Genomic DNA, 17,812 nt, shown 5'->3' with positions numbered 1-17,812 from the left:
TAGATCAAAGCATTTATCAAGCCATTAATTTCATAAAGTCAGTCGTCAGCATAAATATTCTTGTTAAAAATGAACTACCTAAAAAACTGTGATGGAGATTTTATTTATCGGATGATATAAAGGCGATATATATCTTAGCTATAAAATACTCGAATCTAAGTTAATTTATTTATAAACCTGAAAATTGCAGATTATCATTGTGAGACTATCAATTTGATAGCCTCGCAGGCTGATAGACTCATTTCGGAAAATTCTCTTTTTCTGACATCAAATGGGAATAATGCTTATTTATTCAAAAGTGCGTATTGATAAATATGTGACCCAGATACCAAAGCTCTGAAAATTGACAGGCGTGTACATTTGTCTCTGACCTAAATCAAACTCATAAGGAGTAATTAAAAATAGAATGTCATTCTCTTAATAACGATTAAAACATTATGCCTGAAACTAAGAACGCTTCCGAACTCATGGCTATACAGCCAACCATCATCCGATTCACCCAGATGCTATCTACCGTTCTAAAGGTGGATGCGGAAGTGGTTGACGCGGATTTGGTCCGTATCGCGGGAACAGGCCCCTATAGCCAATTTTTTGGAAAAAAACTCAACGCCAGCTCACGACTTTTTAGATACATCATTGAAACAAAAGAAGAAAAAACACTCATCAAGTCTCAAGCCGATCCGCTCTGTGCCGAATGCACAACTAAGGATGCGTGCCGAGAAACTGCCTTCCTAGGTGTTCCTATTCTTCTTGAAGATCGTTGTATTGGCGTAATGAGCCTTGTCGCTTTTACAGAAGAATCTCAACAGACTATTAAAGACAACGCGAAGCTTTTTTCCGACTACATTAAACATACCGCGCAACTTGTTGTGGCAAAAGTCACAGAAAACCAAACACCGAATAAAGGCCTTGAAGATGTCTTTATTAACTTAATAGACAATATGGACCAAGGAGTTTTAGTTCTTGATGAAAATAACTACGTTAAATATGGCAATCAACCAGCCCTAGCTAACCTCAATATTACTATTCAAGAACTACCAGAAAAGAAAATAAATATTAGACCTCTATCACAATGTCGTGGTAGTAATGATCACCAACAGCAACATATTGTTTCTATTGGTCGTCGAGAAGAATTATTAGTGGGGCAATTTTATAATTGTCGAACTCATAAACTATTCTTAATGTCATTCTACCAACCACATAACCCTGTCCTACCTTACGAGACCAACGCCGTATTTGCCGAAGTCATCGGTGAAAGTGCAAAAATGCAAAAGCTGAAAGGACTCATGTCGCGCATTTCTAAGAGCCCATCGAGTGTTCTTATTAATGGTGAAAGTGGTACAGGTAAAGAAGTCATCGCCAACGCTGTTCATAAGCTCAGCGGACGAGCACAAAACCCGTTTATTGCTATCAACTGTGCAGCGATCCCGGATCAGCTACTGGAAAGTGAACTATTTGGTTATACCAAGGGCGCCTTTACCGGTGCGTCCAGTAAAGGCCGAGTCGGTTTAATCCAAGCCGCAAACAATGGCACACTTTTCCTAGACGAAATCGGCGATATGTCGATGCAGTTACAAGCGAAACTGCTTCGTGTACTAGAAGCGCGCGAAGTCATGCCAATTGGCTCTAACAAAGCCACTCCAGTGGACATTCGAATCATTTCTGCGACCAACCGAAACTTCGCCGAGATGATTGCTACTAACAAGTTCCGTGAAGACCTTTACTACCGACTTAACGTTATTCCTTTGCAACTACCTGCATTGCGTGAGCGCGAAGGTGACGTACCTCTGTTGGTTAATCACTTTATGGACATACATACCCAAAAACTGGGTACTAATTACCCAGGTATGTCTGAAGAAGCTATGAGCTGTTTAACCAGTTACCACTGGCCGGGCAACGTTCGTGAATTGAGTAATTTAGTAGAGTATCTGATTAATATCGTACCGGAAGGCGAACAGATTGATGTTGACCTTCTCCCCCCTCACTTTGAAGCACATCAACCCGAGCCCAAACCTAGCCCTATTCAGGATTCAGGAATGAGCTTAGAAGACATGGAACGAGTCAGAATTGAAGAAGCAATTGGCCGATTAGGAAACCGCAAATTAGTCGCGGAAGAACTAGGCATAGGAATTGCTACTCTTTATCGAAAACTCAAAAAATATGGTCTGAACGAGAAGTGCTATAGCTAACTATTTTCGACAATCTCTTGTTGAACGCTCTCAATAGCTAAAACGAGGCGCTGTAATAACCAAGTCTGCACTTGGTTATTGCCTCATTGATGCTTCTCTCCCTAATTCACTTACGTACGGAGTTGTTGCTATGGAAAATATCGCGCTTACCCAATACAGTCATGGTGCCGGTTGTGGCTGTAAACTGTCACCGAAAGTCCTTAACCAAATTCTCGCCTCCTACACACCTACGCCAAGCAGTGATCAATTAATCGTTGGCAACCTTAGCCGTGATGATGCCGCGGTTTATCATATTGGCGATGGACACTGCGTTATCAGTACCACCGACTTTTTCATGCCAATCGTTGACGACCCGTTTGATTTTGGCCGTATTGCTGCCACTAACGCTATTAGCGACATCTATGCGATGGGTGGGAAACCTATTATGGCGCTAGCGATTTTAGGCTGGCCTATCGACAAATTGGCTCCAGAGATTGCAGGAAAAGTTATAGAGGGAGCACGCAGCGTCTGCCAAAAAGCAGGTATTGAGCTTGCGGGCGGCCATTCCATTGACTCCCCAGAGCCGATATTTGGCTTGGCCGTAACCGGAACTGGCAAGTTAGATCAAATCAAACAGAATTCAAAAGCCACCGCAGACTGTGACCTCTTTCTAACCAAACCTCTAGGTATCGGTTTATTAACCAGTGCTGAGAAGAAAAAGCAGCTTAAACCAGAACATAAAGGACTAGCAGTCAAATGGATGTGTGAGTCCAACGTGATTGGTCAGCAGCTTGCTGAGTTTTCACAAGTAAAAGCTATCACAGATGTAACGGGGTTTGGCTTACTTGGCCACCTTACTGAAGTCTGTAATGGTTCCAATCTAGATGCCCATATCGATTTACCTGCGATACCTCTGCTACCTGGCGTTGAGGAATATATTGAGTTAGGCACCATACCTGGAGGCACTCACAGAAACTATGACTCAGTCAAACATATGCTGGGTGAAATAAGCGACTTTGACAAAGCCATCTTATGCGATCCACAAACTTCTGGTGGCCTGCTTCTCGCAGTAGAAAAGAGCGGCGTAAACGATATGCTAAACTTCTGCAGAAGTTGTGGTGTTACGGCAACAAGAATTGGGTCACTGACTCAGCCAGCCAATAGTCAGCAACCACAAATTAAAATAGAACGTTAATAGTCACAAGATGGGAGACATTTGTACTGCACTTGTCTCCCAAAACAACCAGCCGACCATGATATAAAAGCTTGAAATAGCAAAAACCGCGACATAACCCCACATCCATTGTTTCTCTTGGTTTTTATGTCGACGATGAAGTAAAGATTCCAGTTTAAACCAAGCGCTTTGACCGAATACGACCACTAAGCTTAATGATAAAAAGCTGCCGAAAAAGCTCGCCAGCATCAAAGCTAACGACAGCTGCCAGCTAAACCAAAGCATACTGAAAAGCCCTATCAATGCCGTGCTGCTGCAAGGTCGCAATCCATATAATATAACGTTTGAGAAATTCCATGTCGCCACGGTACTGACTTCAGGTTCGTGTGGCCGTTTTTGTTTGATACAACCTTTAATCAAATAAACGACGCCAAGCACCACCATACCAGCGCCAACAAACTGATTGATGGATGCAACCCAGCCTATGGAAGCCCGATACCCAATAGATAAGAACTGGTTGGCAAGCAAAACAATGGAGATCGTCACTGCTGCTTGCAACATATTGATAAGTAGGCTTAACCAAACTAGTTTCCATCGGCTTAAGGTTGAGCTTGTTGCGAGCAACATCACCGCACTTTTGCCATGCCCCGGCCCCAAAGAATGAGTAAAACCATAAGCAAAAGTACACAGTGCAGTAACAATGAGTGCCTGCCAGTCGCCAGAGTCAACCAGATCCAAGTAGTCAGATAGCTGTTCTAGTAGCGTTCGCTGTATCGAAACAAACGCCCATCTAAGGGAGTCAATGTTCTCGATCACACCCATAATCACGGCGACAAAAACGGCCAATATTAGTGCCAGCGTTAAAGCTTGAATCCAACGGTTCAAGCTATTCACAATGTATGCTCACTTTCTGACTAAAATGAGCACCAAGGTCGTCATCCCCTTGTTCATCAATGCCTAATGAGTTCGCGTAATCAAGGATTTCTTGAGACGGATTTGGGGTTTCAAGGGTAGTCTTGCATTTGCCACTTACGTCTGGACTAAGCGTAACGGTCGACGGGTCTTTCCAAGAAATATCGATGAAGTAGGTATTATCGTAAACCTGAACATCCAGCTCCTGAGTCGATACATCGATAGCGCGAGATAACGGCAATGTAAAAGTCAGTACCATACGTCGTCCTCGCTTAGTTAATGCGTAGACCTCTGGCAAACGAAACTTAAGCGGTTCGCCATCAACATATAAATAGGTAAAGTAATGTGTATTCAAAAGATTCGACATCAACCTTACCGCTTCTTTATGCGCTTTTTCTTCGCTATCAAACACTGAAAAATCGCCGTCTAGCGCATAGGCGCTGGTGAAAGGATCAAACACCCATTCCATGCTGATGCTATCCACCAGTGTCCCTTTGCCATTGATCGTTAACTGGTTACCTATCCACGAATGTGGGTGTGCGTTGACGTTGGTCGCCAACGTCAACAAAACCACAAAGAATACTCCCTGCCAGTTGAAAACTCTCAATGCGAACTGATTAAACATGGCGTTTTTCTTGAACCACCGGAATATCGCCTTCGTTACCAACAAGTTGGTCAAATTCCGAAATTCGCGCAATAAACGCAGGCTTATCCTTTGGTGGTATCGACGTTGCCATCGGCAAGTTAGCTGTAATTGGATCAACTGCACGATTTCGTACTAGCACTTCAAAGTGTAAATGGGGCCCCGTTAAGCGCCCAGTTGCTCCAGATAAAGCCACTGTCTGACCACGCTTAACATGATCACCTCGTTTAACAAGAATACGCTGCAAATGTAAGTATCGTGTTTTGTAGACACTGTTATGCTCAATAACTAAATACTTGCCCGCATAAGGGTGGTTGCGCACGGCAATTACCTTACCATCACCAGTCGAATGAACGGGTGTGCCGACAGGCGCTGCAAAGTCAGTACCGTTATGTGGTGAAATACGCCCAGTAACAGGATGGATGCGTCGTGGATTAAATGGTGAGGTAATTCTTCTGAACGGTTTCGCAACGGGGTAGCGGTCAAAGGCTTGCTCTAAACTGTTACCTTCACGATCATAGAAACGACCGTCTTCAGCCAAGAACGCAGCGACTTCTTTTCCTCTAATCGTAATCGAGATACCTTGTACTTCGGTATTACCTGTTAAGTGGTTACGCAGGTATTGCTCATTGACCAGAATGTTAAAGGTATCACCCGCTCTAAAATCTTTGGCGAAGTTTATTTTGTCTCTTAGGACTCGGGTAATGTTGGCGATCTGTGTGATCGTTAACCCTGCTTTATGGGCAGAGCTCGAAAAGCTGCCAATTACTTCTCCAGAGAAGAGATGTGTCTTCCACTCACCTTGTTCTTCAATAAATTCATAGCTGTAGCTGCCATCTTCCAAGCGTTTGTATACAGCCCTTTCCACTAAGCTTTCATGATAGGTTAATTGCTTGAGCTGGTTAGTGTTTCGATCTATCACCATTTCTAGGTGGTCGCCAGGCTTAATAGTATCGAGTTTCAGAGAGTTTAAATCGGCCTCTAGTAGACTTTGCAGAGTGTTATACGACAAGTCCCAGGCATTAAAAATGGTGCTTAACGAGTCACCAACTTTAACGATGTAATGGACTTTAGCAAGGTTAGGCTTTTCTGCTTGCAGCGATGTCGTTGGGGTTGAAGCGCTAATTTCAGGGTTATCAAGCGTAGATTTGTATGGTGTAATTTTAATGGTTACAGGTTCAGGTTGAGGCTGTTCTTGTTCAAGTGAGAGGTACGCTGCGAGGGAAAATGAGACAGCAGCGATAGCAAACAAGACGTATCGTGGAGACTTCATAGGATAACAATAACTAAAACACAATTGTTATGTTATAACATCGCTCCAGCTAATAATAAACACTGTTTATGTCAGAATATGTATCACAGTAAGCACTACTCACCAAGTCAGCGATTGTTAGAAAAAAACCTTGCTATGAATCACAGCAAGGTCCTCGTCATTTAATACGGGCGACTTAATGTGTCTATGGCACACCGTGACCTTTTGCTGCAACCCAAACTCTGAACCACTGTTCACGAGTAAGTTCGATTTCTAGAGAAGCAACGGCTGCTTTAACTCGTTCAATTTTGCCTGAACCAATGATAGGTAAAGGATTCGAAGGAAGACGCTTAACCCACGCATAAATCACCTGATCGATGCTGGCCGCCCCTACTTCGTTGCGAATTGCCTCAAGTTCTGCTCGGACTCGCTTCGCTTGTTCCGATTTGCCGTTGAAGATTTCTCCACCAGCAAGTGTTGACCATGCCATTGGCAACACACGAAGTTGTTGCAATTGATCTAGCGTACCGTCATGAGCCACTTCAAAATTAAGCGGGTTAATTTCTACTTGGTTAGTCACTAGTGGTTTGCTCAAACGCGATTGCAGCAATTCAAACTGGCGTGGCGAGAAGTTTGAAACGCCGAAGTGTTTGACCTTACCAATCTTGTATAGTTCATTAAACGCATCAGCAACTTCATCAGCATCCATTAAAACGTCTGGACGGTGAATTAACAGTACATCTAACTCGTTTACGCCCAAGCGTTGTAACGAGTTATCTACTGACTCATAAATATGTTTTGCACTGGTATCGTAATGGTTGATCTTACGATCCGGGTATTTATCTGAGCACAGTTTGATGTCGCATTTTGAGACGATTTGAATCTGTTCACGGACTGAGCTATCTAGCGCTAACGCCTCACCAAACAAACGTTCGCACTCATAGTTACCGTAGATATCAGCATGATCAACAGTAGTAACACCGAGTTCAATATGCTGTTTAAGGAAGGTCAGACGTTGTTGCGGTGTCATTCCCCAATCGGCTAATCGCCAATACCCCTGAACCAGTTCTGAAAACTCTGGTCCATTTGGCGCCATTGTCACTTTCGAAACAGCTGTAACATTCGAAACCATTGGTTATCTCCTTATTTAAGTCTGCCAACATCCTATGCTTGTTTTACCTAGCTCTCAACGGGTAAACTTCGAAAAAACGAACTAGAGTACGAAGTTGTGAGCTTTGCAGACAGACTACAAGAATTGATTGGACAAGAGAGTGTTAGCGGATTTGCTCGACGTGTCGAGCTATCAGAAGCACTCATTCGCAAATACTTAAAAGGTAGTGAACCAAGCTTAGCAAAAGCAAACCAAATCGCCATGAAAGCCAACTGTTCACTCGAATGGTTAGCGACAGGATGCGGATACCTGTACCGCCAGGCCGAAGTTGTCGATATGGAAGCCTACCAACTGGCTTACGAGGCCGTTAACGGCACTCGCCTAGCTGAAAAGGACATTTTCGAGCATCGTAAGCTCATCACTGCTTATCAATATTTACGTGCGACCAAAAAGCCAGATGGATATTTGGATCAATCAGGCATGAAACGACTACTGACTTCGCTTGCTGAGTTATGAATACACTCAAAAATCCCTCAACTTTATTACCGAAATACCACTAAGAGTAACATTTCATTAACAACCATTCGTTTTATAAAAAGTACAACCCTCCTTCTATATGCCTAGCTCATACATGAGCAATCATCGGTCCTATAAATGTGACCGAGGTTAAACACACGTTTGAAAAAAATATCTTACACTAAATATAAATAATGTATTTATTAATAAAATAGGAAACCATCAACAAAGATTAATTAATCTGCTCCAAACTATGTCCCCTAATAGTGGTATTCAAAAATAGATTTATTTTTGAATGGGGATTCTTTTATCCAAAAAAACGGAAATTATAAAAAGGAATAACTATGAAAAGTCTATTCAAACTTTCTACATTAGCTGTAAGTGTATTTGCTGCCTCTCAAGTTAGCGCTATCGAATTATATAATAACGAAGGCACTGAACTTACTATGTATGGTGCGATTGCTGCACAAGTGAGTAAGTATGATTATGATAAATCAACACCAATGGGGTCAGATGATGCCTATGGCCTTAACGGTGACTCTACATTTATCGAAGATCCAGGGTCATATGTTGGATTTGATATCAGTCATACACAAGGAAAGTTTAAAGGTATAGCCAAAATAGCGTTTGATGTTAATTTCGGGACTCAAACAGACGTTAATGGATATGGAGATAGTTTAGAGGCACTTACCGCAAGACAAATTTACGCTGGCTTCGGCCACGAGGACTTTGGTACCGTGACGATTGGTCGCCAAGAAAGTCCATATATGAAAACGGACAAAGGCTATTACTCTTACTGGGCTGGCGGTCTCAATATGATGCAGTCTGACGAGCTGGGTAGTCGTCGCTCTCCGAATACTGTCGTTTGGCAAAATGATTTCGATAATTTGTACGTAGGATTGCAATATCAAGCGCGACGTGATGTTGAGCAAATTGCATTCGGTAACGGGTTAAACTTTGGTTCCTTTATCGTAGGTGGCTCGATTGACGCAAATGGCTTAACTCGTTCAAAGATAAAAATAAAAGATGGATTCGGTGGTGCTTTAGCGTATACGTTTGACTTCGGTACCTATTTATCAGCTGCATACAACCAAGCAAATGATATCAGCGGGAATTTTATTGACATCTTAGGCAGCGCCACTGGTACAGCCGACAACGCTGAAGTGAAACAATATGCGTTGGCAGCTGAGCATCATTTTATGGATGGGGCGATTTCTGTATCCGGACGATACGAACACTTCGAAGCAAAAGATGGTAGTAACAGCCCAATTTTCGACAGTAAAACTGACAACTTCGGATTAGGTGCTAACTTCTACTTTACAGAATCAATGCGAATCTACGGAAGCTATGAATATGCTAAAGAAAACAATAACCTGACAGGTAAAACGCAATCTGAAGCAAATATATACAATATTGGCTTTGGTTGGGCGCCAGTCGCTTGGGGTGAAGTGTATCTAGAAAGTTACTACGATGACGTACAGCTTAACGACAGTATTAACTATGAGACTGGCGCTGCTCCAGCTGACACTGAATCCAAAGGCGCTCACTTCTTCCTAGGCGCAGCTGTTTTCTTCTAAATAGTGACTAAAATGTGACCTACTTAATGCCTCCTTCTCTGGAGGCATTTTTACATTCCAACCACATTTCACCCCTGATATTTCAACATACCTAAATCAGCGACAGATTTCTTTACTCCCCTCAACCCTAATCCATTCATTAATTCTATAAGTAAGAGTCATTACCATAGTCTAATTAATTACATAAAAACTTATAAAACTATAAGTTGTGATTTACACCATGAATAATTTCACGCCGTTTAATTAAACTCCGATCAGCCAACAAATTAATATAGAGGGACATAACAACGCAAACAAAAACATAACAAATTCAAACATAACAAATTTAGAAAAGATAATTAAATACTATGACATGCTAGCGTTTAAAACGTAGGCAGAGACTTTTGCAACCTAATTATAAGCTTAAGAAACATGACTAAACTGAACCCTATTTTCCTAGCACTTTTGGCAACTTTTTCTTCCAATGCAATAGAGCTTTACAACGATGAAGGTACCGAACTATCAATTTACGGGGCGATAGCCGCGCAGCTTAGCCGTTATGATTACAACTCAGCTACCGCCATGGGTAACGCCAATGGCTACAACTACAATAGCGATGTTATCCACGTAGAAGATCCTGGCTCATATTTTGGCTTCGATATCTCGCACACCCATGGGCACTTTAAAGCCCTCGTAAAACTGGAATGGGACGTTAACTTTGGTACTCAATCAGATACATCGGACATTGCATTACAGCAGCGCCAAACCTATGTTGGCTTCGGCCATGATATTTACGGACAAGTAACTATTGGTCGCCAAGAAAGCCCTTACATGAAAACAGACAAGGGCTATTACGCATATTGGGCTGGTGGCTTAAATATGATGCAGTCTGATGAGCTGGGTAGCAGACGAACCAAGAATACTGTTGTGTGGTCAAAAGAGTCAGAGAATTACTATGTTGGACTGCAATATCAAGCCAGTCGTAATGAGGACCAAATCTCGTTTGGTAATGGCCTTAACTTTGGCTCCGTATATGCGCCTGTTGAGACGCGCCCTACTATCACCATAGATAATGGCTTTGGTGTCGCTGCAACCTATACTTTTGACTTCGGTACTTACCTAGCGGCAGCATATAACCAAGCCAATCATATTAATGGCGAGTTTATCGACTTACTTGGTATCCCGGACCCAAGTGCCAGCCTGACCGCAACGGATGCAACCATTAAGCAGTATGCCATTGCTTTTGAACATTATTTTGCTGAGGGATTACTCTCTGTCTCTGGACGCTACGAACGATTTATGTCTGAAGATGGCGCAACCAATCCGGTGTTCAAAGGCACCACGGATAATGTTGGTCTTGGTGCAAACCTATATGTCACCGAAAATATCCGTCTCTATGGCAGTTATGAATGGGCGTTAGATAAAGATGACTTGGCTAACAAGACCAACACTAAAGTGGCGATGATTAATTTAGGTGCAGCTTGGGCTCCTGTTCCGTGGGGAGAAATCTATGTTGAGGGTTACAGAGACGATGTCACACTCAACGACACGTTAAATTGGAATACGAATCAACCGACCGACTATCGGGGTTCATCCAATCATTTCTTCTTAGGCGCGGCAGTGTTATTTTAAAAACGAGGGATAAACAAAGTGGAGCAGCTTAACCTCTGCTCCACAACGTAACACAATTCGAACCACCATCATTTATTGGTGGTCTTTCGAGTAAGATCACAACAACCTGCTATTATTTTACATAGAGTTATATTGAGCAAATAATAGACAACAAGGAAGGTAGGTATGTACGATCTAAAGAAAGAGTATGACCAGTTTGGCCCCTGGTTGATCGAAATAAAATCGCAAGAAGACATTCCACCCCAGTTCTCAGAACAGCAGCATTTCTTTGAAGACGCGGTATACAGCTTTAAGATTCCTGTGCATCAAGAACGTAGAAATATGAAGCCAGGCATGTTGCTTTATCCCGAAGTTGTCATCATTCAACAAGATTTCATCATGCATTTGAAGATTGATGGTGAGCGGATTCAAGCCGAGAAAATGTGGTACACCGATGTGTTGTTCCTCACTCATGGCGGTGATTTGCTCGACAACTACATTGGCCTTCAATCGATTCAAGGCGAGATGATCATCAAATACAATCTCGTATCTCAAGATGTTGCCAGCCATGTGATTAAGCTATTGCGTGAAATTGTCTCTCCTAGAACCAGTTATCCTATTTCTACAGAACTAAATGACGCGAGTTTGTTGGACAAAGTAACCTACAGTTTCTATTGCGGCACCGAAAAGCTATTAGAACCACTGCACATCCTGGCTTACCAAAGCGAAATGATGCTCACAGAGAGGAAACGCACGAGCATAATGGATCTTTACCATAATTTCGTGCAATACAAACTGTTACGCTCAATGATTATGACCGATGGCGTTGATTTGATTATCGCTAACCAAGGTAAACACATCATCGATGTTAAAGATGCCAACTATAAATTTGGTCACACCTTTATTCGAATAGGCTTGATTGAAAACGTATCGCTAGAACCTCATCCTCACTTCCCTGAGCTAAACTCGCTCATTATTAAAGTAGGATTATGCGAGTTTACTTTAGCTGTCGATAAAGCCTTCTCTATCAATAAAGTCAATGAGCTACTTCTTGCCACCAAGCAAGTGAACGAACCAGCCTAATATGTTAACTACACTAAGCGTTCTTCCTAACCGAATTAGGGAGAACGCTAACCACACTGCTGTTGTAGCCAACTTGCCAGCTTCTTAATTTCTGGCTGTCGGGCACGACTCTTCTTGTAAACGAAATAGAAATTATCGCCCGTTTCTAATCCATGTGATGGGATCACGACCAAATCTTGTAAGTCTCGCTCAGTCATCATGTAACCATTAGCGAACGTAATTCCTTGGTCATACTTCGCCGCTTCTACGGCCAACAACATATGGCTAAAGTGCTGCATATCAAGGTCTTTTGGCATGGTAATACCGCCTGCTTGACACCATTTTAGCCAGTCTTTACCTCTTTCTCTAAATACAGAATCCGTCGACAAAATGGGATAGTTCCACAGCGCCTCAGGAAGGTTTTTTCCATCTATCTCCTTCCAGATTTTATGGCTACAAACTGGGTAGAGAACTTCGTTGTATAAAGACTCGGCAACAAAATTCCTTCTAGGTTTCTCTACAGTAATAAAGCAATCACCTATGTTATCTGATAACTCAGGATCTTCCGCTACCATGTTTAGTGTCAGCTCGATTTCAGGATATAGGCGCTTAAAATCAGACAACCTTGGAATCAACCACTTTACGGCTAACGAACTGTATAGCGCTAAACGGATCGTGCCACGCTCCCCTTCCCGAATTCTCTGGCTGGCCTTCGCAATAGACGCAACGGCAGGGCTAATCTCTTCCAAATAGCTTTCGCCAATTTGAGAAAGTGACAGCTTTCTCCCTTGTCTAATAAACAGCACTTCGCCTAAATACTCTTCCAATAAACGAATCTGATGACTGATGGCACTTTGGGTCACATTGAGCTCTTCAGCGGCAAGTGAAAAGCTGAGGTTTCTTGCTACAGATTCAAAACAATGGACGGCACGTAACGGAGGAAGTTTCATTATCTAAATAACTCATACTAAGTGAATATTTATCATTTCACTTCATCCTAGGTCATCTCGTATGCTCTCGTAAAGAGGAAGAGGAGGATAAACATGAAACCAATGACCGTCGGCGTAGCGATGCTTTTGCTCGTGTTTGGTAATCAAATTGCTATTTTGTCAGACGCACTGATTAAAAGTGTGGGTAATGACGTCGCTGTTTTTCAGTTCGTCTTCTTCCGTCAGTTGTCAGCGGTTCTGATCTTGTTGCCTTTTTTCCTATTTAGTAAACCAAAAAACATCACTGAAGGTTTGAAGTGGCATGCTCTGCGAGCACACGTGTGGTTGTTTGGCGCCATATTCATGGTTTACGCCATTTCATCAATGCCATTGGCAACAGCCAATGCTATTTTCTACGCAGCACCGCTGATGATGTTACCTTTGGCTGGCCTGTTTTTTGGTGAGAAACTCTCGCGCCAAACCATCGCGGCAGCGATTATGGGTTTTGCTGGTGTGTTAGTCATTATCAGACCTGACCAAGTCGATTTTGCCGCCTTATCGGCCTTGGTGGTTGCCCTTACTATTGCGGTAAACAATCTACTAATTCGCAAACTGCCTAAACAGCAATCGGTCGTGCACACGTTACTCATCACTAACCTTGTTGGAATGCCAGTCTCGTTATGTTTGGCATACATGGAAGGTCAATCTTGGGATTGGAGTTCGTTTCCTGTGGCCGCCGCATCAAGCACCTTTATTTTGATTTATGCGGCGACGTGCGTGTTAACCTATCGTTCTGTAGATAGCAACAAAATTGCCAGCGCAGAATACAGCGGTTTGATTGGCGCAGTGGCAGTGGGCTTACTGTGGTTCGGTGAAGTTCCCGATATCTTTATGGCAATTGGTACCTTGATGATCGTCGTTCCTATTGTCTGGTTAACCAAACATGAGAAGAAACGCAAACGAATGCATAAAGAGACCGCGATTGTTGAAAGCTAGGTCACAGCAATGTGAACAGTTTGTGAATGCAATTTGTAATATTTTTTCCATTTCATATACTTAATAGCGAACTCTGAAATGGAAAATCACTATGAAACACTTAACTAGGACGTTATTGTTCTCATCTCTTTTAGCTACATCAAGTCTTCAAACAGCCTCTGCAAACGAGTGTGGTACTGTCACTATCGCTGACATGAACTGGAATTCAGCCACACTCATCGCCAACATCGATAAATTTATTCTGGAACACGGTTTCGACTGTGATGCAGAGCTTGTTCCCGGCGATACCATGCCAACAGGCGCATCGATGATTTCAAAAGGACAACCTGATATCGCACCTGAGTTCTGGAGTAACTCAATGCGTGAAGCCTTAGATCTCGGTGTTAAGGAAGGCCAGATTCAATACGCCGGAACCACGCTTACCGATGGCGGTGAAGAAGGCTTCTGGGTTCCTGAATACATGGTTAAACAAGATCCTACTCTCGCAACGATCGAAGGCGTACTTGCCAACGCGAAGAAATTCACTCATCCAGAAGACCCAAGTAAATCCGCATTTTATACTTGCCCAGCAGGTTGGAACTGCCAAATTTCTGCTGGTAACTTATTTAATGCACTAGGTATGGAACAAGCGGGATTTGAACTAGTCGACCCAGGTTCAGGTGCAGGTCTTTCCGGCTCGATTGCGAAAGCCTATGAACGTGAAGAAGCGTGGTTTGGTTATTACTGGGCACCGACTGCGGTTCTTGGTAAATACAAAATGGTCAAAGTAGACTTTGGCAGCGGTGTCGACGAGACCATGTTTAAAGACTGTATTACCCAAGAAGAATGTCTTGATCCTAAACCTACGATGTACCCACCTTCAGCTGTTGAGACGGTTGTTACCGATAGCTTTGCGAAGAAGTCTCCAGAAGCGATGGCGTATTTCAAGCAGCGTGAATTCACCAATGCTCAAATGAATGGCCTACTTGCTTGGATGGAAGACGAGCAAGCAGATGGTGAATATGCCGTTGAGCACTTTATGAAGGAATACAAAGATACGTGGGCAGCATGGCTGTCACCTGACGTAGCCGCAAAAGTACAAAAAGCGGTTGATTCACTGTAAAAGAGATAAAGCTCTAGAAGGATTGCCTCTTCGGATTTAGAGGCAAATTAGAGTCAGAGATTGATCCAATACTCGCCATGATGGCATTGGTTGGCGTCAATCACACTAAAAGAAGATCCCTAAGTTAGGGATCTTCTTAAATGGCAGAAGTAATCAAGGAGTAACAGATGTCTAATGCCAGTTGGTTGAGTGAAATACCTCAGCTCGATAGAAAACAACTACTCGATATTCGTAAAACCCTCGACGGCGCATATCGCGACTTCTCTCGCGAATATGGCGACGCCATCGAATCCATCTTTGACCCTCTCTTGAGTTTTTTAATCTGGTTTGAAAAGCTGCTTCTTTCTAGCCCTTGGTGGCTCATCCTCGGTATTTTGGTCGGCCTAGCCTACTTAGCCAGCCGCTCATGGAAGCTTAGTGCTTCTGTTGGTATTGCATTCTTTCTAATCGGCTTCTTCGGAATGTGGGACAATACCATGCGAACCATGAGTATTATTCTTGTCTCCACCTTTGTCGCCATCGCGCTCGGAATACCTACCGGTATAATTATGGCTCAGTCTAAGAAAGCACGAGCCGTGATCACTCCGATACTCGATATTATGCAAACCATGCCAGCGTTTGTTTATTTGATACCCGTGGTCATGCTGCTTGGCATTGGTAAAATTCCGGGCGTTATTGCCGTCGTCATTTATGCCATTCCGCCAGTGATTCGACTGACAGATCTCGGTATTCGCTTAGTAGACAAAGAAGTTCTTGAAGCTGCTACTGCGTACGGCGCAAGTCCGATGCAGCGTCTGTTTGGCGTGCAAGTTCCATTGGCAATGCCAAATATTATGGCTGGTATCAACCAAACCATTATGATGGCGCTCGCCATGGTGGTTATCGCCTCTATGATTGGGGTGAAAGGATTGGGTCAACCTGTGCTTAAGTCCATTACCAACCAATACTTCACTTTAGGTCTTTTAAATGGTCTAGCGATCGTGGCACTTGCTATCATCTTCGACCGCGTTTCTCAAAGCTACGCTAAGCGTACCCAAGCTCACTTAGGAGGAAGAGAATAATGACTCAACCTCAGCCAATTATTCAAATTAAAAACCTCTATAAGATCTTTGGTCCTAAAGATAAGTCATACTTGCAAGCCGTCAAGGACGGTGAGACCAAAGATGAGCTACTAGCACGTACTGGCCATACTCTTGGACTTCAAGATATCAACCTTGATGTCTACCCTGGCGAAATTTTCGTCGTCATGGGGCTTTCCGGCTCGGGTAAATCCACATTGATTCGTCACTTTAACCGCCTTATCGACCCTTCTGAAGGTGAGATTATCGTTGATGGTTCTGACGTGATGAAACTATCCGATAAAGACTTGCGAGATTTCCGCCGCCATAAGATGTCGATGGTATTTCAACGTTTTGGATTACTTCCGCATAAGTCAGTCATCGACAACGTAGCGTATGGGTTACAGATTCAAGGCTTAAGCAAAACAGATCGCTTAGCCAAGGCAAAAGAATGGATTAAGACCGTGGGCTTAGAAGGCTATGAAGAACAATACCCTAGCCAACTTTCAGGAGGACAACAACAACGTGTTGGCCTTGCTCGCGCCCTTTGTACCGATGCCGATATCCTTTTAATGGATGAAGCATTCTCAGCACTCGATCCGTTAATCCGCAGCGAAATGCAGGACCAGCTGATCGAACTTCAGGAAAAACTGCACAAAACCATTATCTTTATCACTCACGATTTGGATGAAGCACTGCGCTTAGGTGATCGCATCGCAATCCTTCGCGATGGCGTGGTTGTTCAACAAGACAAACCTGTCGATATACTGCTAAACCCAGCAGACGACTATGTTGAAGCCTTTGTTAAAGACGTTAATCGTGCGCGTGCGTTAACCGTAGAGACAGTGATGCAACCTCCTATTTCGCGCATTACTGCCGAAACTCTTGGTGAAGCACTGACACAAATGCGTCGTTCAAAACACGATTATGGTTACGTTGTCACTGATGAAGGATACCAAGGAGTCATTACCCAAGAAGCGTTGGAGCAAGTTGAGCGCTCTGATTACCATAAGGAAATTCCTGATGAGATGTTGGATGATGTTCCCGCGGTGAAAAGCGATGCTTTGTTGGAGGAAGTGATTCCAGAAACGCTGGATAACGATCACCCTCTTCCGGTTGTCGATGACAACGGTGACCTTCAAGGCCACCTATCTAAGTCAACGCTTGCTGATGTGCTAAGTGATAACACCAGCGAAAACGAAATCTCGGAAGAGGAGACGTCTGAGCCAAAAAAGGGCGCAGCCTAACCTAACTAATGGCGCAAACCCAGCGTTTGCGCCATTCTGCCGCCGGATAGTCGTCTGGCCAATATTCTACTTGCTTGACGATTTCTCCATTTTCCACGGTATGAAAAGTAATAGCTTTTGCTTTGATCTTTCCATCAGTGACATTAACATCGGTAACGACCGTATTACCCTCTGCAACAATAGAAACAATATCAAACTGCCACAACCCATTAGCGGGATACTCAGTGTTTACCGCAGCAAAGTTCTCTCTTCCCACGATTTTTTCATTCGACTGAGGCCAATGAACTTCAATACTTTCTGCTAAACACTCACTCGCATAATAGAAATCATTCCCTTCCATTGCACGCCAATACGCTTCAACTATCTGTTTAACGTTTTCCATAAATCTACCTTCCACGTTGTTACTAGTGATAATTTAACGTAGAAATAACTGTATGCATATACAGCCAAGTGAATTTTGAGAACTAAGACAGAG

Annotated in this window: 16 protein-coding genes; 10 read left to right on the top strand and 6 right to left on the bottom strand. The window is 43.2% G+C overall.

Going from position 1 to position 17,812, the window contains the following annotated elements:
• Positions 1–437: 437 nt before the first annotated feature.
• Both HOP38_RS20315 and selD read left to right on the top strand, forming a co-directional pair.
• Positions 438–2,189: a sigma 54-interacting transcriptional regulator gene (locus tag HOP38_RS20315; RefSeq protein ID WP_006073555.1), complete on the top strand. Its 1,752-nt coding sequence runs from the start codon at positions 438–440 to the stop codon at positions 2,187–2,189.
• Positions 2,190–2,319: 130 nt separating this feature from the next.
• Positions 2,320–3,363 carry a selenide, water dikinase SelD gene (gene selD / locus HOP38_RS20310; protein WP_006073557.1) on the top strand — a complete coding sequence of 348 codons (1,044 nt, stop codon included), beginning with the start codon at positions 2,320–2,322 and terminating at the stop codon, positions 3,361–3,363.
• A gap of 3 nt (positions 3,364–3,366) precedes the next feature.
• On the opposite strand, the gene HOP38_RS20305 is transcribed toward selD, so the two are convergent.
• From HOP38_RS20305 to HOP38_RS20290, 4 genes are all read right to left on the bottom strand, one after another.
• Positions 3,367–4,236, bottom strand: a complete 870-nt coding sequence (locus HOP38_RS20305) for a hypothetical protein (RefSeq protein WP_198558820.1) — start codon at positions 4,234–4,236, stop codon at positions 3,367–3,369.
• A complete protein-coding gene (locus tag HOP38_RS20300; protein WP_198558819.1) occupies positions 4,229–4,879 on the bottom strand; it encodes a DUF1007 family protein in 651 nt (216 codons plus the stop codon). Before HOP38_RS20300 ends, HOP38_RS20305 begins: the two co-directional genes overlap by 8 nt.
• The gene (locus tag HOP38_RS20295) at positions 4,872–6,170 is read right to left on the bottom strand and encodes a peptidoglycan DD-metalloendopeptidase family protein (protein ID WP_198558818.1); all 1,299 of its coding nucleotides are present in this window, start codon (positions 6,168–6,170) and stop codon (positions 4,872–4,874) included. Before HOP38_RS20295 ends, HOP38_RS20300 begins: the two co-directional genes overlap by 8 nt.
• A 184-nt stretch (positions 6,171–6,354) precedes the next feature.
• Complete coding sequence (locus tag HOP38_RS20290; RefSeq protein WP_124941979.1) at positions 6,355–7,281, bottom strand: aldo/keto reductase; 927 nt, start codon at positions 7,279–7,281, stop codon at positions 6,355–6,357.
• A gap of 96 nt (positions 7,282–7,377) precedes the next feature.
• On the opposite strand from HOP38_RS20290, the gene HOP38_RS20285 reads away from it, so the two are divergent.
• The 4 genes from HOP38_RS20285 to HOP38_RS20270 all read left to right on the top strand — a co-directional run bounded on the left by HOP38_RS20285 (position 7,378) and on the right by HOP38_RS20270 (position 12,026).
• Entirely contained in the window at positions 7,378–7,776 is a 399-nt protein-coding gene (locus tag HOP38_RS20285; RefSeq protein WP_006073566.1) for a hypothetical protein, read from the top strand.
• Positions 7,777–8,120: 344 nt separating this feature from the next.
• A complete protein-coding gene (locus tag HOP38_RS20280) occupies positions 8,121–9,353 on the top strand; it encodes a porin (protein WP_006073567.1) in 1,233 nt (410 codons plus the stop codon).
• 411 nt (positions 9,354–9,764) lie between these two features.
• Complete coding sequence (locus tag HOP38_RS20275; RefSeq protein ID WP_198558817.1) at positions 9,765–10,964, top strand: porin; 1,200 nt, start codon at positions 9,765–9,767, stop codon at positions 10,962–10,964.
• Positions 10,965–11,129: 165 nt separating this feature from the next.
• Positions 11,130–12,026 carry a hypothetical protein gene (locus HOP38_RS20270; protein WP_171389440.1) on the top strand — a complete coding sequence of 299 codons (897 nt, stop codon included), beginning with the start codon at positions 11,130–11,132 and terminating at the stop codon, positions 12,024–12,026.
• 47 nt (positions 12,027–12,073) lie between these two features.
• Here the strand turns inward: HOP38_RS20270 and HOP38_RS20265 are convergent, their stop codons facing one another.
• Positions 12,074–12,955 (bottom strand): LysR substrate-binding domain-containing protein, encoded by an 882-nt coding sequence (locus HOP38_RS20265; protein WP_006070437.1) that lies wholly within the window; start codon positions 12,953–12,955, stop codon positions 12,074–12,076.
• Between the two features lie 93 nt (positions 12,956–13,048).
• Here HOP38_RS20265 and HOP38_RS20260 point away from each other — a divergent pair, with 93 nt between their 5' ends.
• From HOP38_RS20260 to HOP38_RS20245, 4 genes are all read left to right on the top strand, one after another.
• A complete protein-coding gene (locus tag HOP38_RS20260) occupies positions 13,049–13,930 on the top strand; it encodes a DMT family transporter (RefSeq protein ID WP_006070438.1) in 882 nt (293 codons plus the stop codon).
• Positions 13,931–14,021: 91 nt separating this feature from the next.
• Complete coding sequence (locus HOP38_RS20255) at positions 14,022–15,032, top strand: ABC transporter substrate-binding protein (protein ID WP_006070439.1); 1,011 nt, start codon at positions 14,022–14,024, stop codon at positions 15,030–15,032.
• A 167-nt stretch (positions 15,033–15,199) separates the two neighbouring features.
• Positions 15,200–16,093 (top strand): ABC transporter permease, encoded by an 894-nt coding sequence (locus tag HOP38_RS20250; RefSeq protein ID WP_006070440.1) that lies wholly within the window; start codon positions 15,200–15,202, stop codon positions 16,091–16,093.
• Positions 16,093–17,337 carry a quaternary amine ABC transporter ATP-binding protein gene (locus HOP38_RS20245; RefSeq protein WP_062459154.1) on the top strand — a complete coding sequence of 415 codons (1,245 nt, stop codon included), beginning with the start codon at positions 16,093–16,095 and terminating at the stop codon, positions 17,335–17,337. Before HOP38_RS20250 ends, HOP38_RS20245 begins: the two co-directional genes overlap by 1 nt.
• Before the next feature lies 1 nt (position 17,338).
• Here HOP38_RS20245 and HOP38_RS20240 read toward each other — a convergent pair whose 3' ends face one another.
• Positions 17,339–17,719 carry a nuclear transport factor 2 family protein gene (locus HOP38_RS20240; protein ID WP_031495514.1) on the bottom strand — a complete coding sequence of 127 codons (381 nt, stop codon included), beginning with the start codon at positions 17,717–17,719 and terminating at the stop codon, positions 17,339–17,341.
• Between the last annotated feature and the right edge of the window lie 93 nt (positions 17,720–17,812).

It is taken from the genome of Vibrio mediterranei, from assembly GCF_013364395.1.
Lineage (GTDB): Bacteria > Pseudomonadota > Gammaproteobacteria > Enterobacterales > Vibrionaceae > Vibrio > Vibrio mediterranei.
Note: the sequence above shows the minus strand (reverse complement) of the source record. Positions and strands in the feature narration are given on the sequence as shown.